Below are 18149 nucleotides of genomic sequence, written 5' to 3'. Positions count from 1 at the left end.
GTTTTGGAAAGCCGGGCTTTGGACGCGCCTTGAGCGAGAATCAGGAGCGGCGGATGGTGTTCGATTTTCTCAAGCGTGGGGCGGCGCCGGTGGTGCCGGAGGTCAAGGCCTCGGCCACCGGACGGGTGGTGGCGATGGCCTCGGGGGGCGGGGTGGCCTGGAGCCCGCGCGATACGGTGTCGCTGACGCGGAACGGGTTTCTGGGCAATCCGGTGGCGTTTCGGGCGGTGAAGCTGATCGCGGAAAGTGCGGCCGCGCTACCTCTGGTCGTGCAAGATGGCGAGCGGCGCTATGAGGTGCATCCGGTGGCCGATCTGATCCGTCGGCCCAATGCGGTGCAGGGGCGGGCGGATTTTCTGGAAGCGGTCTATGGCCATCTGCTGCTGGCGGGCAATGCCTATCTGGAGGCGGTGCCAGGCGCGGCGGGTGTGGCCGAGCTGCATGTGCTGCGCCCCGACCGGATGGCGTTGGTGCCGGGGGCGGATGGCTGGCCGGTGGCCTATGATTACACGGTGGGCGGGCGCCGGCATCGGTTCGACATGACGGGCGAGGTGCAGCCGGTGTGTCATATCCGGGCGTTCCATCCGCAGGACGATCATTATGGCTTCTCGCCGCTGCAGGCGGCGGCGGTGGCGCTGGATGTGCATTCGAGCGCGAGCCGCTGGTCCAAGGCGCTGCTGGACAATGCCGCGCGCCCGTCGGGCGCCATCGTCTACAAGGGGCCGGACGGGGCGGGGTCGTTGAGCGGCGATCAGTATGACCGGCTGGTGGCCGAGATGGAGACCCACCATATGGGCGCGCGCAATGCCGGGCGGCCGATGTTGCTGGAGGGGGGGCTGGACTGGAAGCCGATGGGGTTCAGCCCCAGCGACATGGAGTTCCACCAGACCAAGGAGGCGGCGGCGCGCGAGATCGCGATTGCCTTTGGCGTGCCACCGATGCTGCTGGGGATCCCGGGCGATGCCACCTATGCCAATTACCAGGAGGCCAACCGGGCGTTCTTTCGTCTGACGGTGCTGCCGCTGGCGGCCAAGGTGACTGCGGCGCTGGCGCATTGGCTGTCGGGCTTTGGCTTTGATGCGGTGGAGATCCGGCCCGATCTGGACCAGGTGCCGGCGCTGGCGGCCGAGCGCGAGGCGCAATGGTCGCGGGTGTCGGCGGCCGAGTTCCTGACCACGGCCGAGAAACGCGCCCTGCTGGGCCTGCCGCCGATGCCGGAGGGCGCATGAGCGCGCGGCGGTCCTCGGGGGGGTCGCGGTTCCTTTACGACAGTTTCGACCCGGCCGCCGCGCGGATCGAGGCGAACGAGCGGGTTTCGGAGGAACGCTGGAGCGCGCTGGAGCGGCGGCTGGGTCAGATCGACGATGCGCTGGAGCGGCTGGAAAAGCGGCTTTGGCTGGGGGTTTACGGGGTGGCCGCGTTCCTGCTGGCGCAGGGCGCCGAGGCCATTCTGAAGGCGGCGATGAAGTAGGAGGCACAATGGGTTGGGATGACGGGGGCCTGGAGCGCAAGTTCCACCGGCCCGAACGGGGCCTGTCGGTTGACGAGGCGCACCGGATCGCGGGCTATGCCAGCCTGTTCGGCGCGGCCGATCAGGGCGGCGATGTGGTGCTGCCGGGGGCCTATGCGGCCTCGCTGGCGGCGCTGAAGGGGCGGGGCGCGGTCAAGATGCTGTGGCAGCACGACCCCGCGCAGCCGATCGGCGTGTGGGACGAGGTGCGCGAGGACGACCGGGGCCTTTGGGTATCGGGTCGTCTGCTGCCCGAGGTGGCGAAGGGCCGCGAGGCAGCGGCGCTGATCGCGGCGGGGGCGGTGGACGGGCTGTCCATCGGCTATCGCACCAAGCGGGCGGAAAAGGACGGCAAGGGGCGCAGGCTGCTTGCCGAGGTGGAGCTGTGGGAAGTGTCGCTGGTGACGTTCCCCATGCTGCCATCGGCGCGGGTCCAGGCCAAGGCGGATGCCGGGGTGGATCTGATCGGAATGCTCACCGCCGCCTTTGCCGAGGCGCGGCGCGAGCTGGCGGGCCGCTGAGGCCATAACCTGAAAAAGGAGCAAGGGATGACCGAGCTGAAGTCTCGGGCCGGGGAAGCTGTGCCTGGCGAGACGGCCCGCGGAGTGGCGGGGTTCCTGGAAGAGTTCACCGGCTTTCAGGCCGAAGTGAAGAAACGTCTGCAACAAACGGAAGAGCGTATGACGATGCTGGATCGCAAGACCATGGCCCATGGCCGCCCCGCCCTGTCGATGGCTGCCGAGGTGGAAGTGCCCCACCGCAAGGCCTTTGACGCCTATCTGCGCTGTGGGAACGACGATGGCCTGCGTGGGCTGGTCCTGGAGGGCAAGGGCCTGAACACCGCCGTCAATGCCGAAGGCGGCTATCTGGTCGATCCGCAGACCGCCGATACCATCCGTTCGGTGCTGACCACCACCTCGTCGCTGCGCCAGATCGCCAATGTGGTGCAGGTCGAGGCGATCAGCTTTGACGTGCTGGTCGATCGCGGCGATGTCGGCCATGGCTGGGGCACCGAGGCGGCCCCGGTGGCGGAAACCGGATCGGCGCAGGTCGAGCGGATCAGCATTCCGCTGCACGAGCTGAACGCGATGCCCAAGGCCAGCCAGCGCCTGCTGGACGATGCGGCCTTTGACATCGAGGGCTGGCTGGCGGGCCGCATCGCGGACCGCTTTGCCCGCGCCGAGGCGGCGGCCTTTGTCGGCGGGGACGGCGTGAACAAGCCGACCGGGTTCCTGGATCATCCGAAGGTGGCCGAGGGGACCTGGGCCTGGGGCAGCCTTGGCTATGTGGCCACCGGCGTTGCGGGCGATTTCGATGCCACCGATCCGGCCGATGCCATTGTCGATCTGGTCTATGCGCTGGATGCGGGCTACCGCGCCAACGGCACCTTCGTGATGAATTCGAAGACCGCCGGCGCCGTGCGCAAGATGAAGGACAACGATGGCCGCTTCCTGTGGGCCGATGGTCTGGCGGCTGGCGAGCCGGCGCGCCTGATGGGCTATCCGGTGCTGATCGCCGAGGATATGCCCGACATTGGCGCCAATGCCTATGCCATCGCCTTTGGCGATTTCAAGGCGGGCTATACCATCGCGGAACGTCCCGACCTGCGTCTGCTGCGTGATCCGTTCAGCGCCAAGCCGCATGTGCTGTTCTATGCCACCAAGCGCGTCGGCGGCGATGTCAGCGACTTCGCGGCGATCAAGCTGCTGAAGTTCGCCGTCTCGTGACGGGACGGGTCTGGCGGCGGGGCTGACGCCCTGTCGCCGGGCGGGCGCGCACCCTTGTTCGGTGTTGTCTAGCATACCCCTCCGCCCGAGCGGCGCCGGGGGTGCGCGCCCCCTTGGCGGAGGTTTGAGGAGAGCGGGACATGATGCTGACGGAAGTGGCCCCGGTGCCCGATGGCGCGCTGCCGGTGCAGGCAATGAAGGACCATCTGCGGCTGGGGACCGGGTTTTCCGACGACGGGATGCAGGATGCGCTGATCGCGGGTTACCTGCGGGCGGCCCTTGCGGCGGTGGAAGGCCGGATCGGCAAGGCGCTGATCGCGCGGCGTTTTTCGCTGGCGCTGGTGCGCTGGCGGGACAGGGCGGCGCAGGCGTTGCCGCTGGCGCCGGTCGGCCAGGTGGTGTCGGTGACGCTGGTGGACGGCGCGGGTGCGACCGCGCTGGCGGGGTCGCGCTGGCGGCTGGAGGCCGACATGCACCGCCCGAGGCTGGTGTCGGTGGGCGCGCTGTTCCCGGAGGTGGTTGAGGGCGGCCGCGCCGAGGTGGTGTTCGATGCCGGCTTCGGCGCCTGGGACGCGGTGCCGGCCGATCTGCGGCAGGCGGTGCTGCTGCGCGCGGCGCAGTATCACGAATTGCGCCACGAGACGGCTCAGGCCGCGATGCCGTTTGGCGTGATGGCGCTGATCGAACGCTGGCGCACCGTGCGGGTGCTGGGGGGCGGGGCATGAGCGCGCCGCGGTTGACCCGGCGCATGGTGCTGGAGGCGCGGTCCGAGGTTTCTGATGGCGCGGGCGGGCTGATCGTGGCGTGGGCCGCGCTGGGCGATCTGTGGGTGGCGGTCGCCCCTGGCACCGGCCGTGAAGGCGGGGCCGAGGCGGTGGCCCTGGGCGAGGTGCCGGTGAAGATCACGGTGCGAGGCGCGCCCGAGGGGGCACCCTCGCGACCCGTTGCCGGGCAGCGGTTGCGCGAGGGCGGGCGGCTGTTTCGCATTCTGGCCGTGGCCGAGGCGGATGCGGCCGGCCGCTATCTGACCTGTTTCGCCCGCGAGGAGGTGCCAGCATGAGCTATGCAGGTGCGGCGGCCTTGCAGGCGGCGGTCTATGAGCGGCTGGCGGGTTGGCCTGCGCTGGCCGGGGTGCCGGTGCTGGATGCGGTGCCGTCGGGCGTGGCACCCGAGACCTATGTGCTGATCGGGCCGGAGGAGGCGCGCGATGCGTCCGACACGAGCGGCGCGGGGGCAGAGCACCGCATGGTGCTGAGCGTGGTCAGCCGGGCCGCAGGGTTTGCCGGGGCCAAGGGGATCGCGGTTGCGATCTCGGACGCGCTGACGGGCGATGGCATGGTGCTGGCGCGTGGTCGGCTGGCAGGGCTGTGGTTCCAGCAGGCGCGGGCGCTGCGGCTGGACAACGGGGCGCTGCGGCGTATCGACCTGACCTTTCGGGCGCGAGTCGAGCTGTAGCGGCGCTTGACTTTTCTCGACATTCTGGCGGCCCGGCAAGGGTGTTGCGGCCGCATTCCCAGACAAATCGGAGATTTCCATGGCGGTGCAGAACGGCAAGGACCTTTTGCTGAAGGTCGATCTTTCGGACGATGGCCAGTTCGAGACGGTGGCGGGCCTGCGGGCGACGCGCATCAGCTTCAACGCCGAAACGGTGGATGTGACGAGCCTGGAATCCACCGGCGGCTGGCGCGAGCTGCTGTCGGGGGCGGGGGTGAAAAGCGCCTCGATTTCCGGCTCGGGCGTCTTTCGCGATGCGTCGAGCGATGCGCGGGCGCGGCAGATCTTCTTTGATGGCGAGACGCCGGATTTCCAGGTGGTGATCCCCGATTTCGGCATCGTCGAGGGGCCGTTCCAGATCACCAGCATCGAATATGCGGGCAGCCATAATGGCGAGGCGACCTATTCGCTGAGCCTGGCCTCGGCCGGGGTGCTGGAGTTCGTGGCGCTGTGAGCGTGAACCCCTGGGCAGGTGAGGTGGCGGTGGTGATCGACGGACAGCGCCTCCGGGCCAAGCTGACGCTGGGCGCGTTGGCCGAGCTGGAAGCGGCGGTCGGTGCGGGCAGTCTGATCGAGCTGGTCGAGCGGTTCGAGGCGGGGCGGTTTTCGGCCCGCGACGTGCTGGCGGTGCTGCTGGCGGGATTGCGGGGCGGCGGCTGGGCGGGCAGCGCGGCGGATTTGGCGCGGGCAGAGGTGGCGGGCGGGCCTGTGGGCGCGGCGCAGGTCGCGGCGCAGCTCTTGGCCCGCGCCTTTGCCATGCCAGAGGAGGCAGGATGCGGCGCATCGACTGGGCCGGGCTGATGCGGGTGGGGCTGGGGCGGCCAGAGGCAGGGGGGCTGGGGCTGACCCCGGCCGAGTTCTGGCGCCTCAGCCCGCTGGAATTGCGGATCATGCTGGGGATCGGCGAGGCGGAGGTGCCGGTCGGGCGTGCCCGGCTGGAGGCGCTGATGGCGGCCTTCCCCGATGGCAGGACAGGAGGCGAGGATGGCGGATGTTGAAAGCCTGTCGGAGCAGCTTGCGGCACTGGAGGCGAGCCTTGGCGGCGCGCAGGCCATGACCGCGGCCTTTGACGGCGAATTGCGGCGGATGCAGGAAAGCATGGTGTTCACCGGCCGCGAGGTGGGCAGCCTGACGCTGGGGATCGGCGGGGGCCTGCGGCGGGCCTTTGACGGGCTGGTCTTCGACGGGCTCAAGCTGTCGGACGCGCTGCGGCAGGTGGCGCAGTCGATGGTGAGCAGCGTCTACAACACCGCGATGCGGCCGGTGCAGAACGCGGTGGGCGGGGCGATCGCGAACGGGGTCAACTCGCTTTTGTCCGGGATGATGCCGTTCGCCAATGGCGGGGCGTTCAGCCAGGGTCGGGTGATGCCGTTCGCGCAGGGCGGGGTTGTGACCTCGCCGGTGGCCTTTCCCATGCGGGGGGGCACCGGGCTGATGGGCGAGGCGGGGCCCGAGGCGATCATGCCGCTGGCGCGCGGGGCGGACGGGCGGCTGGGCGTGGTGGCCAGTGGCGGCGGGCGGGCGGTGAATGTGGTGATGAACATCACAACCCCCGATGCTGCCGGCTTCCAGCGCAGCCAGAGCCAGATCGCCGCGCAGATGAGCCGGGCGCTGGCACGCGGCCAAAGGAACGGATGAGATGGCATTCCATGAGGTGAGGTTTCCCGCCAATCTGAGCTTTGGTTCGGTCGGCGGGCCAGAGCGGCGCACGGATATCGTGACGCTGGCCAGCGGCTTCGAAGAACGCAACAGCCCCTGGGCGCATTCGCGGCGGCGGTATGATGCGGGGCTGGGGCTGCGGTCGCTGGATGATGTGGCGGCGCTGGTGGCGTTCTTCGAGGCGCGGGGCGGGCAGTTGCACGGGTTCCGCTGGAAGGACTGGGCGGATTTCAAATCCTGCGCCCCCAAGGGCGTGCCGGGCGACATGGATCAGCTGTTGGGGCAGGGCGATGGGGCGCGCCGGGTGTTCGCGCTGCGCAAGGCCTATGAATCGGGCGGTCAGGTGTATTGGCGCCCGGTCGTCAAGCCGGTCGCCGGGTCGGTCCGGGTCAGCCTGGCGGGGCGGGCGATGGTGGAAACCGAGGCCTGGTCGGTCGATCTGGCGGCGGGACTGATCACCTTTGCCGATCCGGTGCCCGAAGGGGTCGAGGTGCGCGCGGGGTTCGAGTTTGACGTGCCGGTGCGTTTTGACACGGACCGGATCGCTGTGTCGGTTGCCTCGTTTCAGGCGGGGGATGTGCCTCAGGTGCCGGTGGTGGAGGTGCGGGTATGAGCGCACTGCTGGATCATCTGGCGACCGGCGCAACCACGGTGGCGCGCTGCTGGCGGCTGACGCGGGGCGATGGCGTGGTGCTGGGGTTTACCGACCATGACCGCGACCTGACCTTTGACGGCACGGTTTTCGCCGCCGGTGCCGGCCTGAGCGGAAGCGCGCTGAGCCAGACCACGGGGCTTGCGGTCGACAATATCGAGGCGGCGGGCGCCCTGTCGGATGCGGCGATCAGCGAGGCCGATCTGCTGGCCGGGCGGTTCGACGGGGCGCGGATCGAGGCCTGGCTGGTGAACTGGGCCGATCCGGCGCAGCGGATGATGAGCTTTCGCGGCACCATCGGCGAGGTGGTACAGGCGGGGGGCGCCTTTCAGGCCGAATTGCGGGGCCTGGCCGAGTTGCTCAACCAGCCGCAGGGCCGGGTCTATCAGGCGCCTTGTTCGGCAATTCTGGGCGATACGCGCTGCGGGGTGGATCTGACCTTGCCCGGCTATTGCGAGGAACGGGTGGTCGAAGAGGTCGAGGCCGGGCGGGTGTTCCGCTTTGGCGATTTCCTGGGGTTCGATGATCGCTGGTTCGATCGTGGCCGTCTGGTGGTGCTGGACGGCGCGGCGGCGGGGCTGGTCGAGGTGGTCAAGAACGACCGTCTGACAGGCCGCGCGCGGGTGGTCGAGCTGTGGCAGTCGCTGCGGGCGCCGGTTGCGCCGGGCGACCGGATCCGGCTGGAGGCAGGATGTGATCGGCGCGCCGAGACCTGCCGGTTGAAATTCGCCAATTTCCTGAATTTTCGCGGCTTTCCGCATCTGCCGGGCGAGGACTGGCTGGCGGCTGTGCCGCGCGCGGGCGAGGTGAACGATGGTGGCAGCCGTGCAGGCTGAGGTGGTCGCCGAAGCCCGGCGCTGGATCGGGACGCCCTATGTGCATCAGGCCAGTTGCCTGGGCGCGGGGGCCGATTGTCTGGGGTTGCTGCGCGGTGTGTGGCGGGCGGTGCTGGGGGGCGAGCCTTGCCCGGTGCCGCCCTATACGCCCGACTGGGCCGAGCCGGGCCGGCACGAGGTGCTGCTGGAGGCCGCGCGGCGCTGGCTGGTGGAAAAGCCGCTGGCCGAGGCCGCGGCGGGCGATGTGCTGGTGTTCCGGATGCGGGCGGGCAGCATCGCCAAGCATCTGGGCATACAGGCGCGGGTTGGGGCGGGGGCGAGTTTCGTTCATGCCTATACCGGGCATTCGGTGATCGAGAGCCCGTTGTCGGCCCCCTGGGCACGGCGGGTGGCCGGGCGGTTCGCCTGGCGAGGCTGATCGGGGGATTTCCACCCGGTCTGATCGGGTCTTCGACCCGTTGGGACCAGTGGCGATCCTCAGGGGAAATTCTGGACAGATGAAGCAAGGCACGGACTTGCGGGCTTGGGGGTAGGCTATGGCGACCTTGTTGCTGTCGGCGGCGGGCGCCGCGATCGGATCGGGGTTTGGCGGCACGGTGCTGGGCCTGTCCGGCGCGGTGATCGGCCGGGCGGTGGGCGCGACGCTGGGGCGGGCGATCGACGAGCGGCTTTTGGGGCGCGGATCTTCGCCGGTCGAGGTCGGGCGGGTTGACCGGTTCCGCGTCATGGGGGCTGGCGAGGGCGATCCGGTGGCGCGGGTCTGGGGCCGGGCGCGGGTCGGCGGGCAGGTGATCTGGGCCTCGCGCTTTCAGGAGGATGTGACGCGGGTGCGCGGCGGCAAGGGGATGCGCCGGCCGGTGTCGCTGGAATATTCCTACACGGTCTCGCTGGCGGTGGCGCTGTGCGAGGGGGTGATCGCGCGGGTCGGGCGGATCTGGGCCGACGGGCAGGAGATCGACCCGGAGAGCCTTGACGTGCGGGTTTACACGGGGACCGAGGATCAGCTGCCCGATCCGAAGATCGAGGCGGTCGAGGGGGCGGGTCTGGTGCCGGCTTATCGCGGACTTGCCTATGTGGTGATCGAGGATCTGGATCTGGGCCGGTTCGGCAACCGGGTGCCGCAGTTTTCCTTTGAGGTGATCCGGGCGGTGGGCGAGGGGCTGGAGGGCGCCGTTCAGGCGGTGGCAATGATGCCGGGGACCGGGGAATATGCGCTGGCAACGACGCCGGTGCATTATGCCTATGGTCCGGGGCAGTCCGTCAGCGCCAATGTCCATGGCGCCGGACGCCGGACGGATTTCGCCGAGGCGCTGGAGCAGCTGACCGGCGAGGCGCCGGGCTGCGGGGCGGTTTCGCTGGTGGTGAGCTGGTTCGGCGATGATCTGCGCTGTGGCAGCTGCCGGGTGCGCCCCAAGGTCGAGCAAGGCGAGTTTGATGGCGCTGGCCAGCCCTGGCGTGCGGGCGGCATTGCACGGGGGGCGGCACTGACGGTGCCGCAAGATGACAATGGCCGCGCGATCTATGGGGGCACACCCGGCGATGCGTCGGTGCTGGAGGGGATTGCCGCGCTGAAGGCCGCCGGGCAGGCGGTGATGTTCTATCCCTTTGTGCTCATGGAGCAGATGGCGGGGAATGGTCTGCCCGATCCATGGTCGGGTGCGGGCGTTCAGCCGGTCCTGCCCTGGCGCGGGCGCATCACCCTGTCGGTCGCGCCGGGGCGCGAGGGCAGCCCGGATCGCTCGGCATTGGCCGAGGCCGAGGTTGCGGCGTTCTTTGGCGCGGCGGCCCCGGAGCATTTTTCGGTCTCGGGCGGGCAGGTGGTCTATTCCGGTCCTGCGGGTGACTGGGGCTATCGGCGGTTCATCCTGCATTATGCCCATCTGTGCGCGCTGGCGGGCGGGGTCGAGGCGTTCTGCGTCGGATCCGAGTTGCGCGGGCTGACCCAGATCCGCGGGGCAGGAGACAGCTTTCCGGCCGTGGCGGCGCTGCGTCAGCTGGTGGCCGAGGTGCGGGCGATCCTGGGGCCGGAATGCAAGATCTCGTATGCGGCGGACTGGTCGGAATATTGGGGGTATCACAGCCCCGAAGGTGGGCGGTATTTCCACCTTGATCCGCTGTGGGCGGACCCGGAGGTCGATTTCATCGGGATCGACAACTACATGCCGCTGTCGGACTGGCGCGAGGGCGAGGACCATGCCGATGCGGGCTGGGGGACGATCTACAATCTGGACTATCTGAAGGCCAACGTCGCAGGGGGCGAGGGGTTCGACTGGTACTATGCCAGCGATGCGGCCGAGGCCGCGCAGGTCCGCACGCCGATCACCGACGAGGCGCATGGCGAGGACTGGATCTGGCGTGTCAAGGATTTGCGCGGCTGGTGGGAGAACGCGCATCACGAGCGGATCGGCGGTGTTCGGCAGGCGGTGGCAACGGCCTGGGTGCCCGGATCGAAGCCGTTCTGGTTCACCGAACTGGGCTGCGCGGCGATCGACAAGGCGACGAACCAGCCCAACCTGTTCCTGGATCCCAAATCGTCGGAATCGGTGCTGCCGCGGCATTCGACGGGGCGCCGGGACGATCTGATCCAGATGCAGTATCTGCGTGCCATGGCCGAGTATTGGGGCGATGCGGCGCATAATCCTGTGTCGGTGGCCTATGGTGCCCCGATGGTGGATATGTCGCGCGCCTTTGTCTGGGCCTGGGATGCGCGGCCGTTCCCGCAGTTTCCGGGCAATACCGGGCTTTGGGCGGATGGTGCGAACTATAGTCGCGGGCACTGGATTTCCGGCCGCACGACCAGCCAGCCGCTGGCCGCGGTGGTGGCGGATATCTGCGCTGCGGCGGGGATGCGCGACATCGACGTCTCGGGCCTTTACGGTGTGGTTCGCGGCTATCAGCAGACGGGCGGCGATACGGCGCGTGCGGCGTTGCAGCCCCTGATGCTGGCCTATGGGTTCGAGGCGGTCGAGCGCGATGGTGTCTTGCGGTTCCGCATGAGGACCGGCAAGCCGACCTCCACGCTGGCCAAGGGCGATCTGGCGGTGCAGTCCGAGACAGCGGGCGATATCGAGCTGACCCGCGCTGCCGGGGCAGGCGTTGCCGGGCGTGTGCGCGTGAATTTCATCGAGGCCGAGGGCGATTTCGAGGCGCTGACCGAAGAGGCGTCCTTTCCCGACGAGGCCAATCAGGGCACGGCCCAGTCCGAGATGCCGCTGGTCCTGACACGGGCCGAAGGGCGGGCGCTGGCACAGCGCTGGCTGGCCGAGGCGCGCATCGCGCGCGATGGGGCGCGCTTTGCCCTGCCGCCGTCCATGGCCGGTCTTGGCGCTGGGGATGTGCTTGATCTTGGGCAGGTGGGCCTGTTCCGTATCGACCGGGCCGAAAGTTCGGGACTGTGCATGGTCGAGGCGGTGCGGGTGGAGCCTGCGATCTATGTGCCCTCGGACGAGGCAGAGGAACGGGCGGTGCCCAGGGCCTTTGTGTCGCCTGTGCCCGCCTGGCCGGTGTTCCTGGACCTGCCCTTGCTGACCGGCACCGAGGATCCGGTCGCGCCGCACCTGGCGGTGACGGCCTCGCCCTGGATGGGGGCGGTGGCGCTGTGGGATGCGGATCAGGACGCGGGCTATGAGGTCAACGGCCTGATCTCGGCCCCCGCAGCGATCGGGATCACCCAGAGCCCGCTGCCCCGCGCGCGTCCGGGGCTGTGGGATCGCGGCGAGGCCCTCAGGGTGAAGATGATCCGGGGGCAGCTTGCCTCGGCCAGCGAGATGCAGGTGTTGAACGGCGCCAATGCGGTGGCGATCGGGGACGGCAGTGCCGATGGTTGGGAGGTGTTCCAGTTCTGCGAGGCCGTGGCGGTTGCGCCGGGCGAGTGGGATCTGTCGCTGCGCTTGCGGGGGCAGGCCGGGACCGATGCCGTGATGCCGGACAGCTGGCCGGTGGGCTCGGTCGTTGTTGTGCTGGATCGCACGGTCGGGCAGATCAGTCTTGCGCCGTCCAAGCGCGGGTTGGCGCGGCATTACCGCATTGGTGTCGCTGCCCGGGGATATGACGATCCGGCTGTGGTCCACCGGGTCGAGGCCTTTGCAGGCAACGGGTTGCGGCCGCTGGTGCCGGTTCATCTGCGCTGTGATCGCGTTGCGGGTGAGGATCGGTTCAGGTGGATCAGGCGCACGCGGATCGACGGGGACAGCTGGATTTCCGAGGATGTTCCGCTGGGCGAGGCGGCGGAAAGCTATCGGGTCCGGGTGCGCCAGGGTGCGGCCGTTCGGCGCGAGGTCGTGGTTTCGCAGCCCGAATGGGTCTATCCGGCGGCGCAGCGGCTGGCAGATGGCGTGTCGGGCGCGTGGAGGGTGGAGGTTGCACAAATCTCGGATCGGTTCGGGGCCGGGCTGTGGCGAGGTATGGATTTGCAGGACTGAAACTTTGCTGCGGCACTTCCCGTGGCGGCGGGGCGGTCTATCTGATAGACTGAATGCCTGTTACGGAGGCCTCCATGCCCGATCTTCTTGCCCGCCTGACCGCTGTCGATCCTGTCTGGGACCGCATCCGACGCGAATGCGAAGAGGCCGTTCGGCAAGAGCCGCTTTTGGGCGGGCTGATCCATGGCAGCATCTTGCACCATCCGACGCTGGAGCGGGCGCTGTCGTACCGCTTTTCGCTGAAACTGGCATCGGGCGAGATGAGCGAGCAGATCCTGCGCGAGATCGCCGACGAGGCCCATGCCAGTGACGATCAGCTGGGCCAGGCCGCGCGGGCGGACATGATGGCGGTCGTCGAGCGCGACCCCGCCTGTCATCGGCTGATCCAGCCGATCCTGTTTTTCAAGGGGTATCAGGCGATTCAGGCCTATCGCGTCGGGCACTGGCTGTGGCGCCGCGGCCGAACGGACATGGCCTATTTCGTGCAGATGCGGGTGTCCGAGGTCTTTGGCGTCGATATTCACCCGGCGGCACGCATCGGCAAGGGACTGATGATCGACCATGCCCATTCGATCGTCATCGGCGAGACCGCCGTGGTCGGCGACAATGTCTCGATGCTGCATTCGGTGACGCTGGGGGGCACGGGCAAGGAAGACGGCGATCGTCACCCCAAGATCGGCAATGGCGTGCTGATCGGGGCAGGGGCCAAGGTGCTGGGCAACATCCATGTCGGCCACTGTTCGCGCATCGCTGCCGGGTCTGTCGTTCTGAACGATGTGCCGCCGTGTTCGACCGTTGCGGGCGTGCCGGCACGGGTCGTGGGCGAGGCTGGATGCGCGCAGCCCTCGGTCACCATGGAGCATCGGCTGAGCGACGGCGCCTGAGCCGTTGACGCCCGCATCTGCCCCGCGTAGGAAGCGGGTGCGCGGAAGGCTGGATGACCGCGTGTTCGGCGAAGTCCGCAAGGAAACCGCCGGATGCGAGGAAAGTCCGGACTCCATGAAGCAAGGGTGCCGGGTAACGCCCGGCGGGGGTAACCCCAGGGAAAGCGCCACAGAGAACCAGACCGCCCTGCATGCAGGGTAAGGGTGAAACGGTGGGGTAAGAGCCCACTCGCGGACCGGGCAACCGGGACGGCACGGCAAGCCCCACCCGGAGCAATGCCGAATAGGGGCCTCGCGCGGGGCAGGTCGGGCAACCGATACCGCCGCAGGGACGCTTCAGCCCGAGAGGCCCGGGTTGGCAGCTTGATCCCGCCGGTAACGGCGGGGCCAGAGGAATGGTCATCCAAGGGGGAAACCCCCGGACAGAATCCGGCTTACAGGCCTTCCGCGCATTTGATTGGCTTCCCATATGTCTAAGTGCGCCGTCTCGGCTGCGCCGGGGGATTTTTCCCGCTGTGCCACGCCGATCCTGCGTTATGGTTTCACGAGTCCGGGCCGGTGCCCGGCGCCGCAGACAGGGAATCGCACCATGAGTTTCGTCCGCACGCTGGCCACGCTGGCCGTTGGGTTCGCCGCCGCCAAGGGCTTTGACAAATACAAGCAGATGGGCGGGATGGCCGGGGTTCAGGATGCCCTGAAGAAGAACCCGCAGACCGCAGGCATGGCGGCGCAGGCCGAGGCGATGTTCGGCAAGCTGGGCGGCGGCTCTGGCGGCGTGGCCGGCATTCTGGGGGCGCTGGGCGGCATGGGAGCTGCGGCGAGCGCCGGAATGACCGGGATGATCGACCAGATCACCGGCACGACTGCCGCGACCGACGCGGCCGAGACCAATGCCCGCCTGATGATCCGGGCGATGATTCAGGCTGCACGCGCCGATGGCCAGATCACCGACGCGGAACGCGCGGTCATCATGCAGCATCTGGGCGAATCGACGCCGCAAGAGCGCGCTTTTGTCGAGGCCGAGTTGATGGCGCCGGTGGACCCGATCGCGCTGGCCCGCGACACGGCGGATGCTGCCAAGGCGCAGGTCTATTCGGCGGCGGTGATGGCCGTGCAGACCGATACCCCGGCCGAGGCGCAGTTCCTGTCGACGCTGGCCGGTGCGATGGGGCTGGACGCGGGAACGGTCGCTGCCATTCATGCAAGCATGGGCAAACCGGCGCCAAAGGCCTGATCGCGCACATTCCGGCTTGACTCTGGCTTGCTGCCAAGGCAAAGGCGGGGCTCAGATTTTGCGGACCGCGCCCTGACGGCGACTGACCGCTGCCTCAGATCGCGCAGGAGAGAGACCATGGCGAAGCCGACCACCATCAAGATCCGCCTGAATTCCTCGGCGGGCACCGGGCACTTCTATGTCACCAAGAAGAACGCCCGTACCATGACCGAGAAATTCACGGTCACCAAGTACGATCCGGTCGTGCGCAAGCACGTCGAGTACAAGGAAGGCAAGATCAAGTAAGGCAATTGCCTTTCTGATCGTTTGCAGGGCCGCCCCGGTGGGGCGGCTTTTTGCATGTCAGGCAGTTGCAAGTGCCAGGCCATCGACCACGGCGGTGAAAACCTCGCTGCGGTGCAGGCGCGCGGCGGGGCAGGCGGCGCGGGCTTCGTCCTGCACCAGCGAGAGCAGGCTTGATCCGCCGACCAGCACGACAGTGCCCACCGACAGCGGATCGACCCCGGCCGAGAACAGCGTCTGCCGGATCGCCGAGGCCAGCGGCAGGCGGCTGTCTGCCAGCGCCCTGGCAAGGCTTGCCTGGCTGATTGGCGCGGCAAGTCCGGGGGCCACCATGCCCATGTTGATCATGGCCCGGGCGGTTCCGTCGTTCGCGGCGATCTTGCCGGCCTCGACCGCAAAGGCCAGATCGTGGCCAAGCTGATCGGTGATGACGGTGGCTAGTCGTTCCATTGCCTGTGCGTCCACGGCGTGCCTTGCCATATCCTCGACGAGCCGCTCGGTGTCGCGGGAGTAAAGGAACGGGATCATCGCCCAGGTCGACAGATCGACGTAGATCCCACGCGGCACAGGAAGCAGCCCGTCGGCCAAAGTGCGGCGCAACTGGCCGCCAAGGCCCAGCAGCGGCATGGCGTGATCCATCGACACGGCATGGTCGAAATCGGTGCCTCCAAGGCGAATGCCGTGGCTGCCCAGGATTTCCACGCTCTCGCCGCCCCGGAACACCGTGAAATCCGACGTTCCCCCGCCAATGTCGACGATCAGCCCGATGTCCCCTGCCGCCCCTGCATCGCGGCTGGCAATGGCGGCGGCTTCGGGTTCGAACAGGAAATCCACCGTCTCGAACCCGGCGGCATGATAGCAGGCGCGCAGGTCGGCCTCGGCCTGCTGGTCGCGGTCGGGCGCGCCGGTGTGGAACTGCACCGGGCGGCCTGACAGCACACGGGTGAAGCGGTGGCCGGTCTGGGCCTCGGCCCGCTCGCGCAGCGTGACCAGAAACGCGGTGACGATCTGGGCCAGCGTCCGGCGCCGTCCCGCGATCAGGCGCGGGTCATGGAACAGCGGCGTTCCCAGCACGCTTTTCAGCGCGCGCATGTAGCGCCCTTCCTCGCCCTCGATCAACGCGCGGGCCGCGTCAGAGCCAATGCGCATCTCTCCCCGCATCGGAAAGAACACGGCGGTCGGCAAGGTCTCGGACCCCGGCTCGATCTCCAGCCGGCGGAGGGTGCCGCCGTCAAGGATGGCGGCGGCGGTGTTCGAGGTGCCGAAATCGACGGCAAGCGTGGGCGCGGGCATGGCGGGCCTCGTGTTACGGCGGGGGCGCCGCCGTAGCGGATGCCGCCCGCCCGCGCAAGGGGATCAGGCCGCGACCTTGGCCAGAATTCGCGCCCAGCTGCGGATACCCTTGTGGAAACAGTCCAGATCATACTTTTCGTTCGGCGAATGGATCTGGTCGTCATCCTTGCCAAAGCCGATCAGCATGGCGTTCATGCCCAGGATGTCGCGGAAATAGCCCGCGATGGGAATGGACCCGCCACAGCCGATATAAGCGGCCGGGATCCCCCATTCCTCGGTCAGGGCTGCGCGCGACAGCTCGAAGGCGGCATCATCCACCGGCATGACCGAGGCGGGCGCCGCGCCATGATCGTGGAATTCCACCGAGCAATCGGGGGGCAGGTGGGCGCGGATGTGGGCACGGAACGCCTCGCGCAGCTTGAAGGGATCCTGCTGGCCGACCAGGCGGAAGCTGACCTTGGCATGGGCCTCGGACGGCAGGACGGTCTTGAAGCCGGCGCCGGTATAGCCGCCCCACATGCCGTTGATTTCACAGGTCGGGCGCGACCACAGCATTTCCAGCGGCGTGCGGTCCTGCTCGCCCGCCGGCACCGACAGGCCGACATCGCCCAGGAATTTCGCGTGATCAAACGCCAGCCCTTGCCATTGGGCGCGCAGTTCCTCGGGCAGTTCCGGCACATCGTCGTAGAAGCCGTCGATGGTGATGCGGCCGGTCTCGTCATGCAAGGACGCCAGCGCCTTGGCCATCACCCGCAAGGGGTTGATCGCCGCGCCGCCAAAGCTGCCTGAATGCAGATCCTTGTTCGGGCCGCGGATGGTGAATTCCTCGCCCAGCAGGCCGCGCAGCATGGTGGTGATCGCGGGAACCCGGCTGTCGAACAGGCCGGTGTCGCAGATCACCGCCAGATCGCAGCGCAGCTCATCCGCATTGTCGCGCATGAACGGGATCAGCGAGGGCGAGCCGGATTCCTCCTCGCCCTCAAGGAACACGGTGATCGAACAGGGCAGGGCGCCATGCACTGTGATCCAGGCCCGGAACGCCTCGACAAAGGTCATCAGCTGGCCCTTGTCGTCAGACGCCCCGCGGCCGCGGATCACGCGCCGGCCGTTTTCGTCCTGGATTTCGGGGTCGAACGGGTCGCGGTGCCACAGGTTCAGCGGATCCACCGGCTGCACGTCATAATGCCCGTAGAACAACAGGTTGGGCGTGCCCTCGGGCCCCTTGTGGTGGGCGACCACCATCGGATGGCCCGGCGTCGGGCATTTGCGCGCCTCGAACCCCATCGAGGCCAGATCCGCCACCATCCAGTCCGCCGCCCGGTCGCAATCGGTCTTGAAGGCCGGATCGGTGGAAATCGACGGGATCCGCAGCAGATCCATCAGCCGGTCCAGCGCAGCAGGCAGGTCGGCGTCGATCCGGTCCAGGACGGGTTGCAGGCTCATGGCGATACTCCTGATATTGCGCGGACGGGCCGCATCAACTCCACGCTAGACCCCGCTTTGGGGACTGTCCATGGCAGGCGGCGCGGTGTAGATGTGGCCTCCGATCCGGCAACTGGTGGAGCGTGACGATGAAGGGGTTTGCGACGGCTGTTCTGGCGCTTGGGGTGATCGCATCGCCCCTGCTCGCGCAAGAGGTGCCGGCCGAGGTGCAGGAACTGGGCAAGCAGCAGGTCACCGTGCATGTCCACCCCTTCCTGTCCGGCGAAGAGCTGAGCGCCCTGCGACTGGTCGCCACCAACGAACAGGCGCTGGCCCTGTTCGTCACCCGTCCGGGCCGGTTCACAGCGATTGCCGTGGCGCCAGGCGAAGGCTTCATCCGGGATGGGCAGCCGGTGCCTTCGGCCACCGCGCTTTCCGATCTGCCCGATGCGGAAACGGCGCGCGCCGATGCCACGGCCGCCTGCAACGCTGCCAAGACCAAGGGCCCCGATTGCGTCGTGGTGCTGGAGGTCGCGCCGGCGAAGTGACGCCGGCTGGCCGCGGATGTAATCAAGTTGTCAAGCCGCCCCGCTTTTGGCATGGTCGCCATGACGCAAAAATCGCCAGCAAGATCAGGGTCGCGGCAAATTGCCCACTTCCCGCGCATCTTTGATTGACGCATGTCAAGGCTGAAGCCCCCTGCAACGCGCTAGCCTATGCGTGTTGCAACGGAAG

21 protein-coding genes and 1 other RNA gene are annotated in these 18149 nt (G+C 68.3%); 20 read left to right on the top strand and 2 right to left on the bottom strand.

Annotated elements, in window-relative coordinates; all coding sequences use genetic code 11:
• Positions 1-53: 53 nt before the first annotated feature.
• The 19 genes from G481_RS0118990 (at position 54) to rpmG (ending at position 14702) form a co-directional block, all read left to right on the top strand.
• The gene (locus G481_RS0118990; RefSeq protein ID WP_028031390.1) at positions 54-1229 is read left to right on the top strand and encodes a phage portal protein; all 1176 of its coding nucleotides are present in this window, start codon (positions 54-56) and stop codon (positions 1227-1229) included.
• Positions 1226-1471 (top strand): GTA head formation protein, RCAP_rcc01685 family, encoded by a 246-nt coding sequence (locus tag G481_RS0118985; RefSeq protein WP_028031389.1) that lies wholly within the window; start codon positions 1226-1228, stop codon positions 1469-1471. The genes G481_RS0118990 and G481_RS0118985 overlap by 4 nt, the downstream gene beginning before the upstream one ends.
• 8 nt (positions 1472-1479) lie before the next feature.
• The gene (locus G481_RS0118980) at positions 1480-2031 is read left to right on the top strand and encodes an HK97 family phage prohead protease (RefSeq protein ID WP_028031388.1); all 552 of its coding nucleotides are present in this window, start codon (positions 1480-1482) and stop codon (positions 2029-2031) included.
• A gap of 27 nt (positions 2032-2058) precedes the next feature.
• On the top strand, positions 2059-3237 hold the full coding sequence (locus G481_RS0118975) for a phage major capsid protein (protein ID WP_028031387.1): 1179 nt from the start codon (positions 2059-2061) through the stop codon (positions 3235-3237).
• A 140-nt stretch (positions 3238-3377) separates the two neighbouring features.
• The gene (locus tag G481_RS0118970; protein ID WP_028031386.1) at positions 3378-3962 is read left to right on the top strand and encodes a head-tail connector protein; all 585 of its coding nucleotides are present in this window, start codon (positions 3378-3380) and stop codon (positions 3960-3962) included.
• Positions 3959-4297, top strand: a complete 339-nt coding sequence (locus G481_RS0118965; RefSeq protein WP_028031385.1) for a head-tail adaptor protein — start codon at positions 3959-3961, stop codon at positions 4295-4297. Before G481_RS0118970 ends, G481_RS0118965 begins: the two co-directional genes overlap by 4 nt.
• A complete protein-coding gene (locus tag G481_RS0118960; RefSeq protein WP_028031384.1) occupies positions 4294-4692 on the top strand; it encodes a DUF3168 domain-containing protein in 399 nt (132 codons plus the stop codon). The genes G481_RS0118965 and G481_RS0118960 overlap by 4 nt, the downstream gene beginning before the upstream one ends.
• Before the next feature lie 79 nt (positions 4693-4771).
• A complete protein-coding gene (locus tag G481_RS0118955; protein ID WP_028031383.1) occupies positions 4772-5185 on the top strand; it encodes a phage major tail protein, TP901-1 family in 414 nt (137 codons plus the stop codon).
• Positions 5182-5532, top strand: coding sequence for a gene transfer agent family protein (locus G481_RS0118950; RefSeq protein ID WP_028031382.1), 351 nt, complete (start codon positions 5182-5184; stop codon positions 5530-5532). The genes G481_RS0118955 and G481_RS0118950 overlap by 4 nt, the downstream gene beginning before the upstream one ends.
• Entirely contained in the window at positions 5505-5729 is a 225-nt protein-coding gene (locus G481_RS0118945) for a rcc01693 family protein (protein WP_028031381.1), read from the top strand. The genes G481_RS0118950 and G481_RS0118945 overlap by 28 nt, the downstream gene beginning before the upstream one ends.
• Entirely contained in the window at positions 5716-6369 is a 654-nt protein-coding gene (locus G481_RS0118940; RefSeq protein ID WP_028031380.1) for a phage tail tape measure protein, read from the top strand. The genes G481_RS0118945 and G481_RS0118940 overlap by 14 nt, the downstream gene beginning before the upstream one ends.
• 1 nt (position 6370) lies before the next feature.
• The gene (locus G481_RS0118935) at positions 6371-7003 is read left to right on the top strand and encodes a DUF2460 domain-containing protein (RefSeq protein ID WP_028031379.1); all 633 of its coding nucleotides are present in this window, start codon (positions 6371-6373) and stop codon (positions 7001-7003) included.
• Positions 7000-7878 carry a DUF2163 domain-containing protein gene (locus tag G481_RS0118930; RefSeq protein WP_028031378.1) on the top strand — a complete coding sequence of 293 codons (879 nt, stop codon included), beginning with the start codon at positions 7000-7002 and terminating at the stop codon, positions 7876-7878. The genes G481_RS0118935 and G481_RS0118930 overlap by 4 nt, the downstream gene beginning before the upstream one ends.
• A complete protein-coding gene (locus G481_RS0118925) occupies positions 7856-8296 on the top strand; it encodes a C40 family peptidase (RefSeq protein WP_035026793.1) in 441 nt (146 codons plus the stop codon). Before G481_RS0118930 ends, G481_RS0118925 begins: the two co-directional genes overlap by 23 nt.
• A gap of 118 nt (positions 8297-8414) precedes the next feature.
• Positions 8415-12299, top strand: coding sequence for a baseplate multidomain protein megatron (locus G481_RS0118920; RefSeq protein ID WP_028031376.1), 3885 nt, complete (start codon positions 8415-8417; stop codon positions 12297-12299).
• A gap of 74 nt (positions 12300-12373) precedes the next feature.
• A complete protein-coding gene (gene cysE / locus G481_RS0118915) occupies positions 12374-13183 on the top strand; it encodes a serine O-acetyltransferase (protein ID WP_028031375.1) in 810 nt (269 codons plus the stop codon).
• A gap of 41 nt (positions 13184-13224) precedes the next feature.
• Positions 13225-13636: RNase P RNA component class A (gene rnpB / locus G481_RS25330), an RNA gene on the top strand.
• Positions 13637-13772: 136 nt separating this feature from the next.
• Positions 13773-14417 (top strand): DUF533 domain-containing protein, encoded by a 645-nt coding sequence (locus G481_RS0118910; protein ID WP_028031374.1) that lies wholly within the window; start codon positions 13773-13775, stop codon positions 14415-14417.
• A 117-nt stretch (positions 14418-14534) separates the two neighbouring features.
• Positions 14535-14702 carry a 50S ribosomal protein L33 gene (gene rpmG, locus G481_RS0118905; RefSeq protein WP_028031373.1) on the top strand — a complete coding sequence of 56 codons (168 nt, stop codon included), beginning with the start codon at positions 14535-14537 and terminating at the stop codon, positions 14700-14702.
• 57 nt (positions 14703-14759) lie between these two features.
• Here rpmG and G481_RS0118900 read toward each other — a convergent pair whose 3' ends face one another.
• Both G481_RS0118900 and G481_RS0118895 read right to left on the bottom strand, forming a co-directional pair.
• On the bottom strand, positions 14760-15992 hold the full coding sequence (locus tag G481_RS0118900; RefSeq protein ID WP_028031372.1) for an Hsp70 family protein: 1233 nt from the start codon (positions 15990-15992) through the stop codon (positions 14760-14762).
• 63 nt (positions 15993-16055) lie between these two features.
• Entirely contained in the window at positions 16056-17435 is a 1380-nt protein-coding gene (locus G481_RS0118895; RefSeq protein ID WP_028031371.1) for a M20/M25/M40 family metallo-hydrolase, read from the bottom strand.
• 128 nt (positions 17436-17563) lie between these two features.
• On the opposite strand from G481_RS0118895, the gene G481_RS0118890 reads away from it, so the two are divergent.
• Positions 17564-17962, top strand: coding sequence for a hypothetical protein (locus G481_RS0118890; protein ID WP_028031370.1), 399 nt, complete (start codon positions 17564-17566; stop codon positions 17960-17962).
• Positions 17963-18149 lie beyond the last annotated feature (187 nt).

The sequence above is a fragment of the Gemmobacter nectariphilus DSM 15620 genome, assembly GCF_000429765.1.
Taxonomy (GTDB): domain Bacteria; phylum Pseudomonadota; class Alphaproteobacteria; order Rhodobacterales; family Rhodobacteraceae; genus Wagnerdoeblera; species Wagnerdoeblera nectariphila.
Note: the sequence above shows the minus strand (reverse complement) of the source record. Positions and strands in the feature narration are given on the sequence as shown.

Bases quoted from the DNA above. Each gene is read 5' to 3' on its own strand.
- G481_RS0118965 (WP_028031385.1), top strand. From the start codon at position 3,959: ATGAGCGCGCCGCGGTTGACCCGGCGCATGGTGCTGGAGGCGCGGTCC.
- G481_RS0118985 (WP_028031389.1), top strand. From the start codon at position 1,226: ATGAGCGCGCGGCGGTCCTCGGGGGGGTCGCGGTTCCTTTACGACAGT.
- G481_RS0118920 (WP_028031376.1), top strand. From the start codon at position 8,415: ATGGCGACCTTGTTGCTGTCGGCGGCGGGCGCCGCGATCGGATCGGGG.
- G481_RS0118960 (WP_028031384.1), top strand. From the start codon at position 4,294: ATGAGCTATGCAGGTGCGGCGGCCTTGCAGGCGGCGGTCTATGAGCGG.
- G481_RS0118975 (WP_028031387.1), top strand. From the start codon at position 2,059: ATGACCGAGCTGAAGTCTCGGGCCGGGGAAGCTGTGCCTGGCGAGACG.
- G481_RS0118955 (WP_028031383.1), top strand. From the start codon at position 4,772: ATGGCGGTGCAGAACGGCAAGGACCTTTTGCTGAAGGTCGATCTTTCG.
- G481_RS0118980 (WP_028031388.1), top strand. From the start codon at position 1,480: ATGGGTTGGGATGACGGGGGCCTGGAGCGCAAGTTCCACCGGCCCGAA.
- G481_RS0118945 (WP_028031381.1), top strand. From the start codon at position 5,505: ATGCGGCGCATCGACTGGGCCGGGCTGATGCGGGTGGGGCTGGGGCGG.
- G481_RS0118990 (WP_028031390.1), top strand. From the start codon at position 54: ATGGTGTTCGATTTTCTCAAGCGTGGGGCGGCGCCGGTGGTGCCGGAG.
- G481_RS0118970 (WP_028031386.1), top strand. From the start codon at position 3,378: ATGATGCTGACGGAAGTGGCCCCGGTGCCCGATGGCGCGCTGCCGGTG.
- G481_RS0118925 (WP_035026793.1), top strand. From the start codon at position 7,856: ATGGTGGCAGCCGTGCAGGCTGAGGTGGTCGCCGAAGCCCGGCGCTGG.
- G481_RS0118890 (WP_028031370.1), top strand. From the start codon at position 17,564: ATGAAGGGGTTTGCGACGGCTGTTCTGGCGCTTGGGGTGATCGCATCG.
- G481_RS0118930 (WP_028031378.1), top strand. From the start codon at position 7,000: ATGAGCGCACTGCTGGATCATCTGGCGACCGGCGCAACCACGGTGGCG.
- G481_RS0118895 (WP_028031371.1), bottom strand. From the start codon at position 17,435: ATGAGCCTGCAACCCGTCCTGGACCGGATCGACGCCGACCTGCCTGCT.
- G481_RS0118910 (WP_028031374.1), top strand. From the start codon at position 13,773: ATGAGTTTCGTCCGCACGCTGGCCACGCTGGCCGTTGGGTTCGCCGCC.
- G481_RS0118900 (WP_028031372.1), bottom strand. From the start codon at position 15,992: ATGCCCGCGCCCACGCTTGCCGTCGATTTCGGCACCTCGAACACCGCC.
- rpmG (WP_028031373.1), top strand. From the start codon at position 14,535: ATGGCGAAGCCGACCACCATCAAGATCCGCCTGAATTCCTCGGCGGGC.
- G481_RS0118940 (WP_028031380.1), top strand. From the start codon at position 5,716: ATGGCGGATGTTGAAAGCCTGTCGGAGCAGCTTGCGGCACTGGAGGCG.
- G481_RS0118935 (WP_028031379.1), top strand. From the start codon at position 6,371: ATGGCATTCCATGAGGTGAGGTTTCCCGCCAATCTGAGCTTTGGTTCG.
- cysE (WP_028031375.1), top strand. From the start codon at position 12,374: ATGCCCGATCTTCTTGCCCGCCTGACCGCTGTCGATCCTGTCTGGGAC.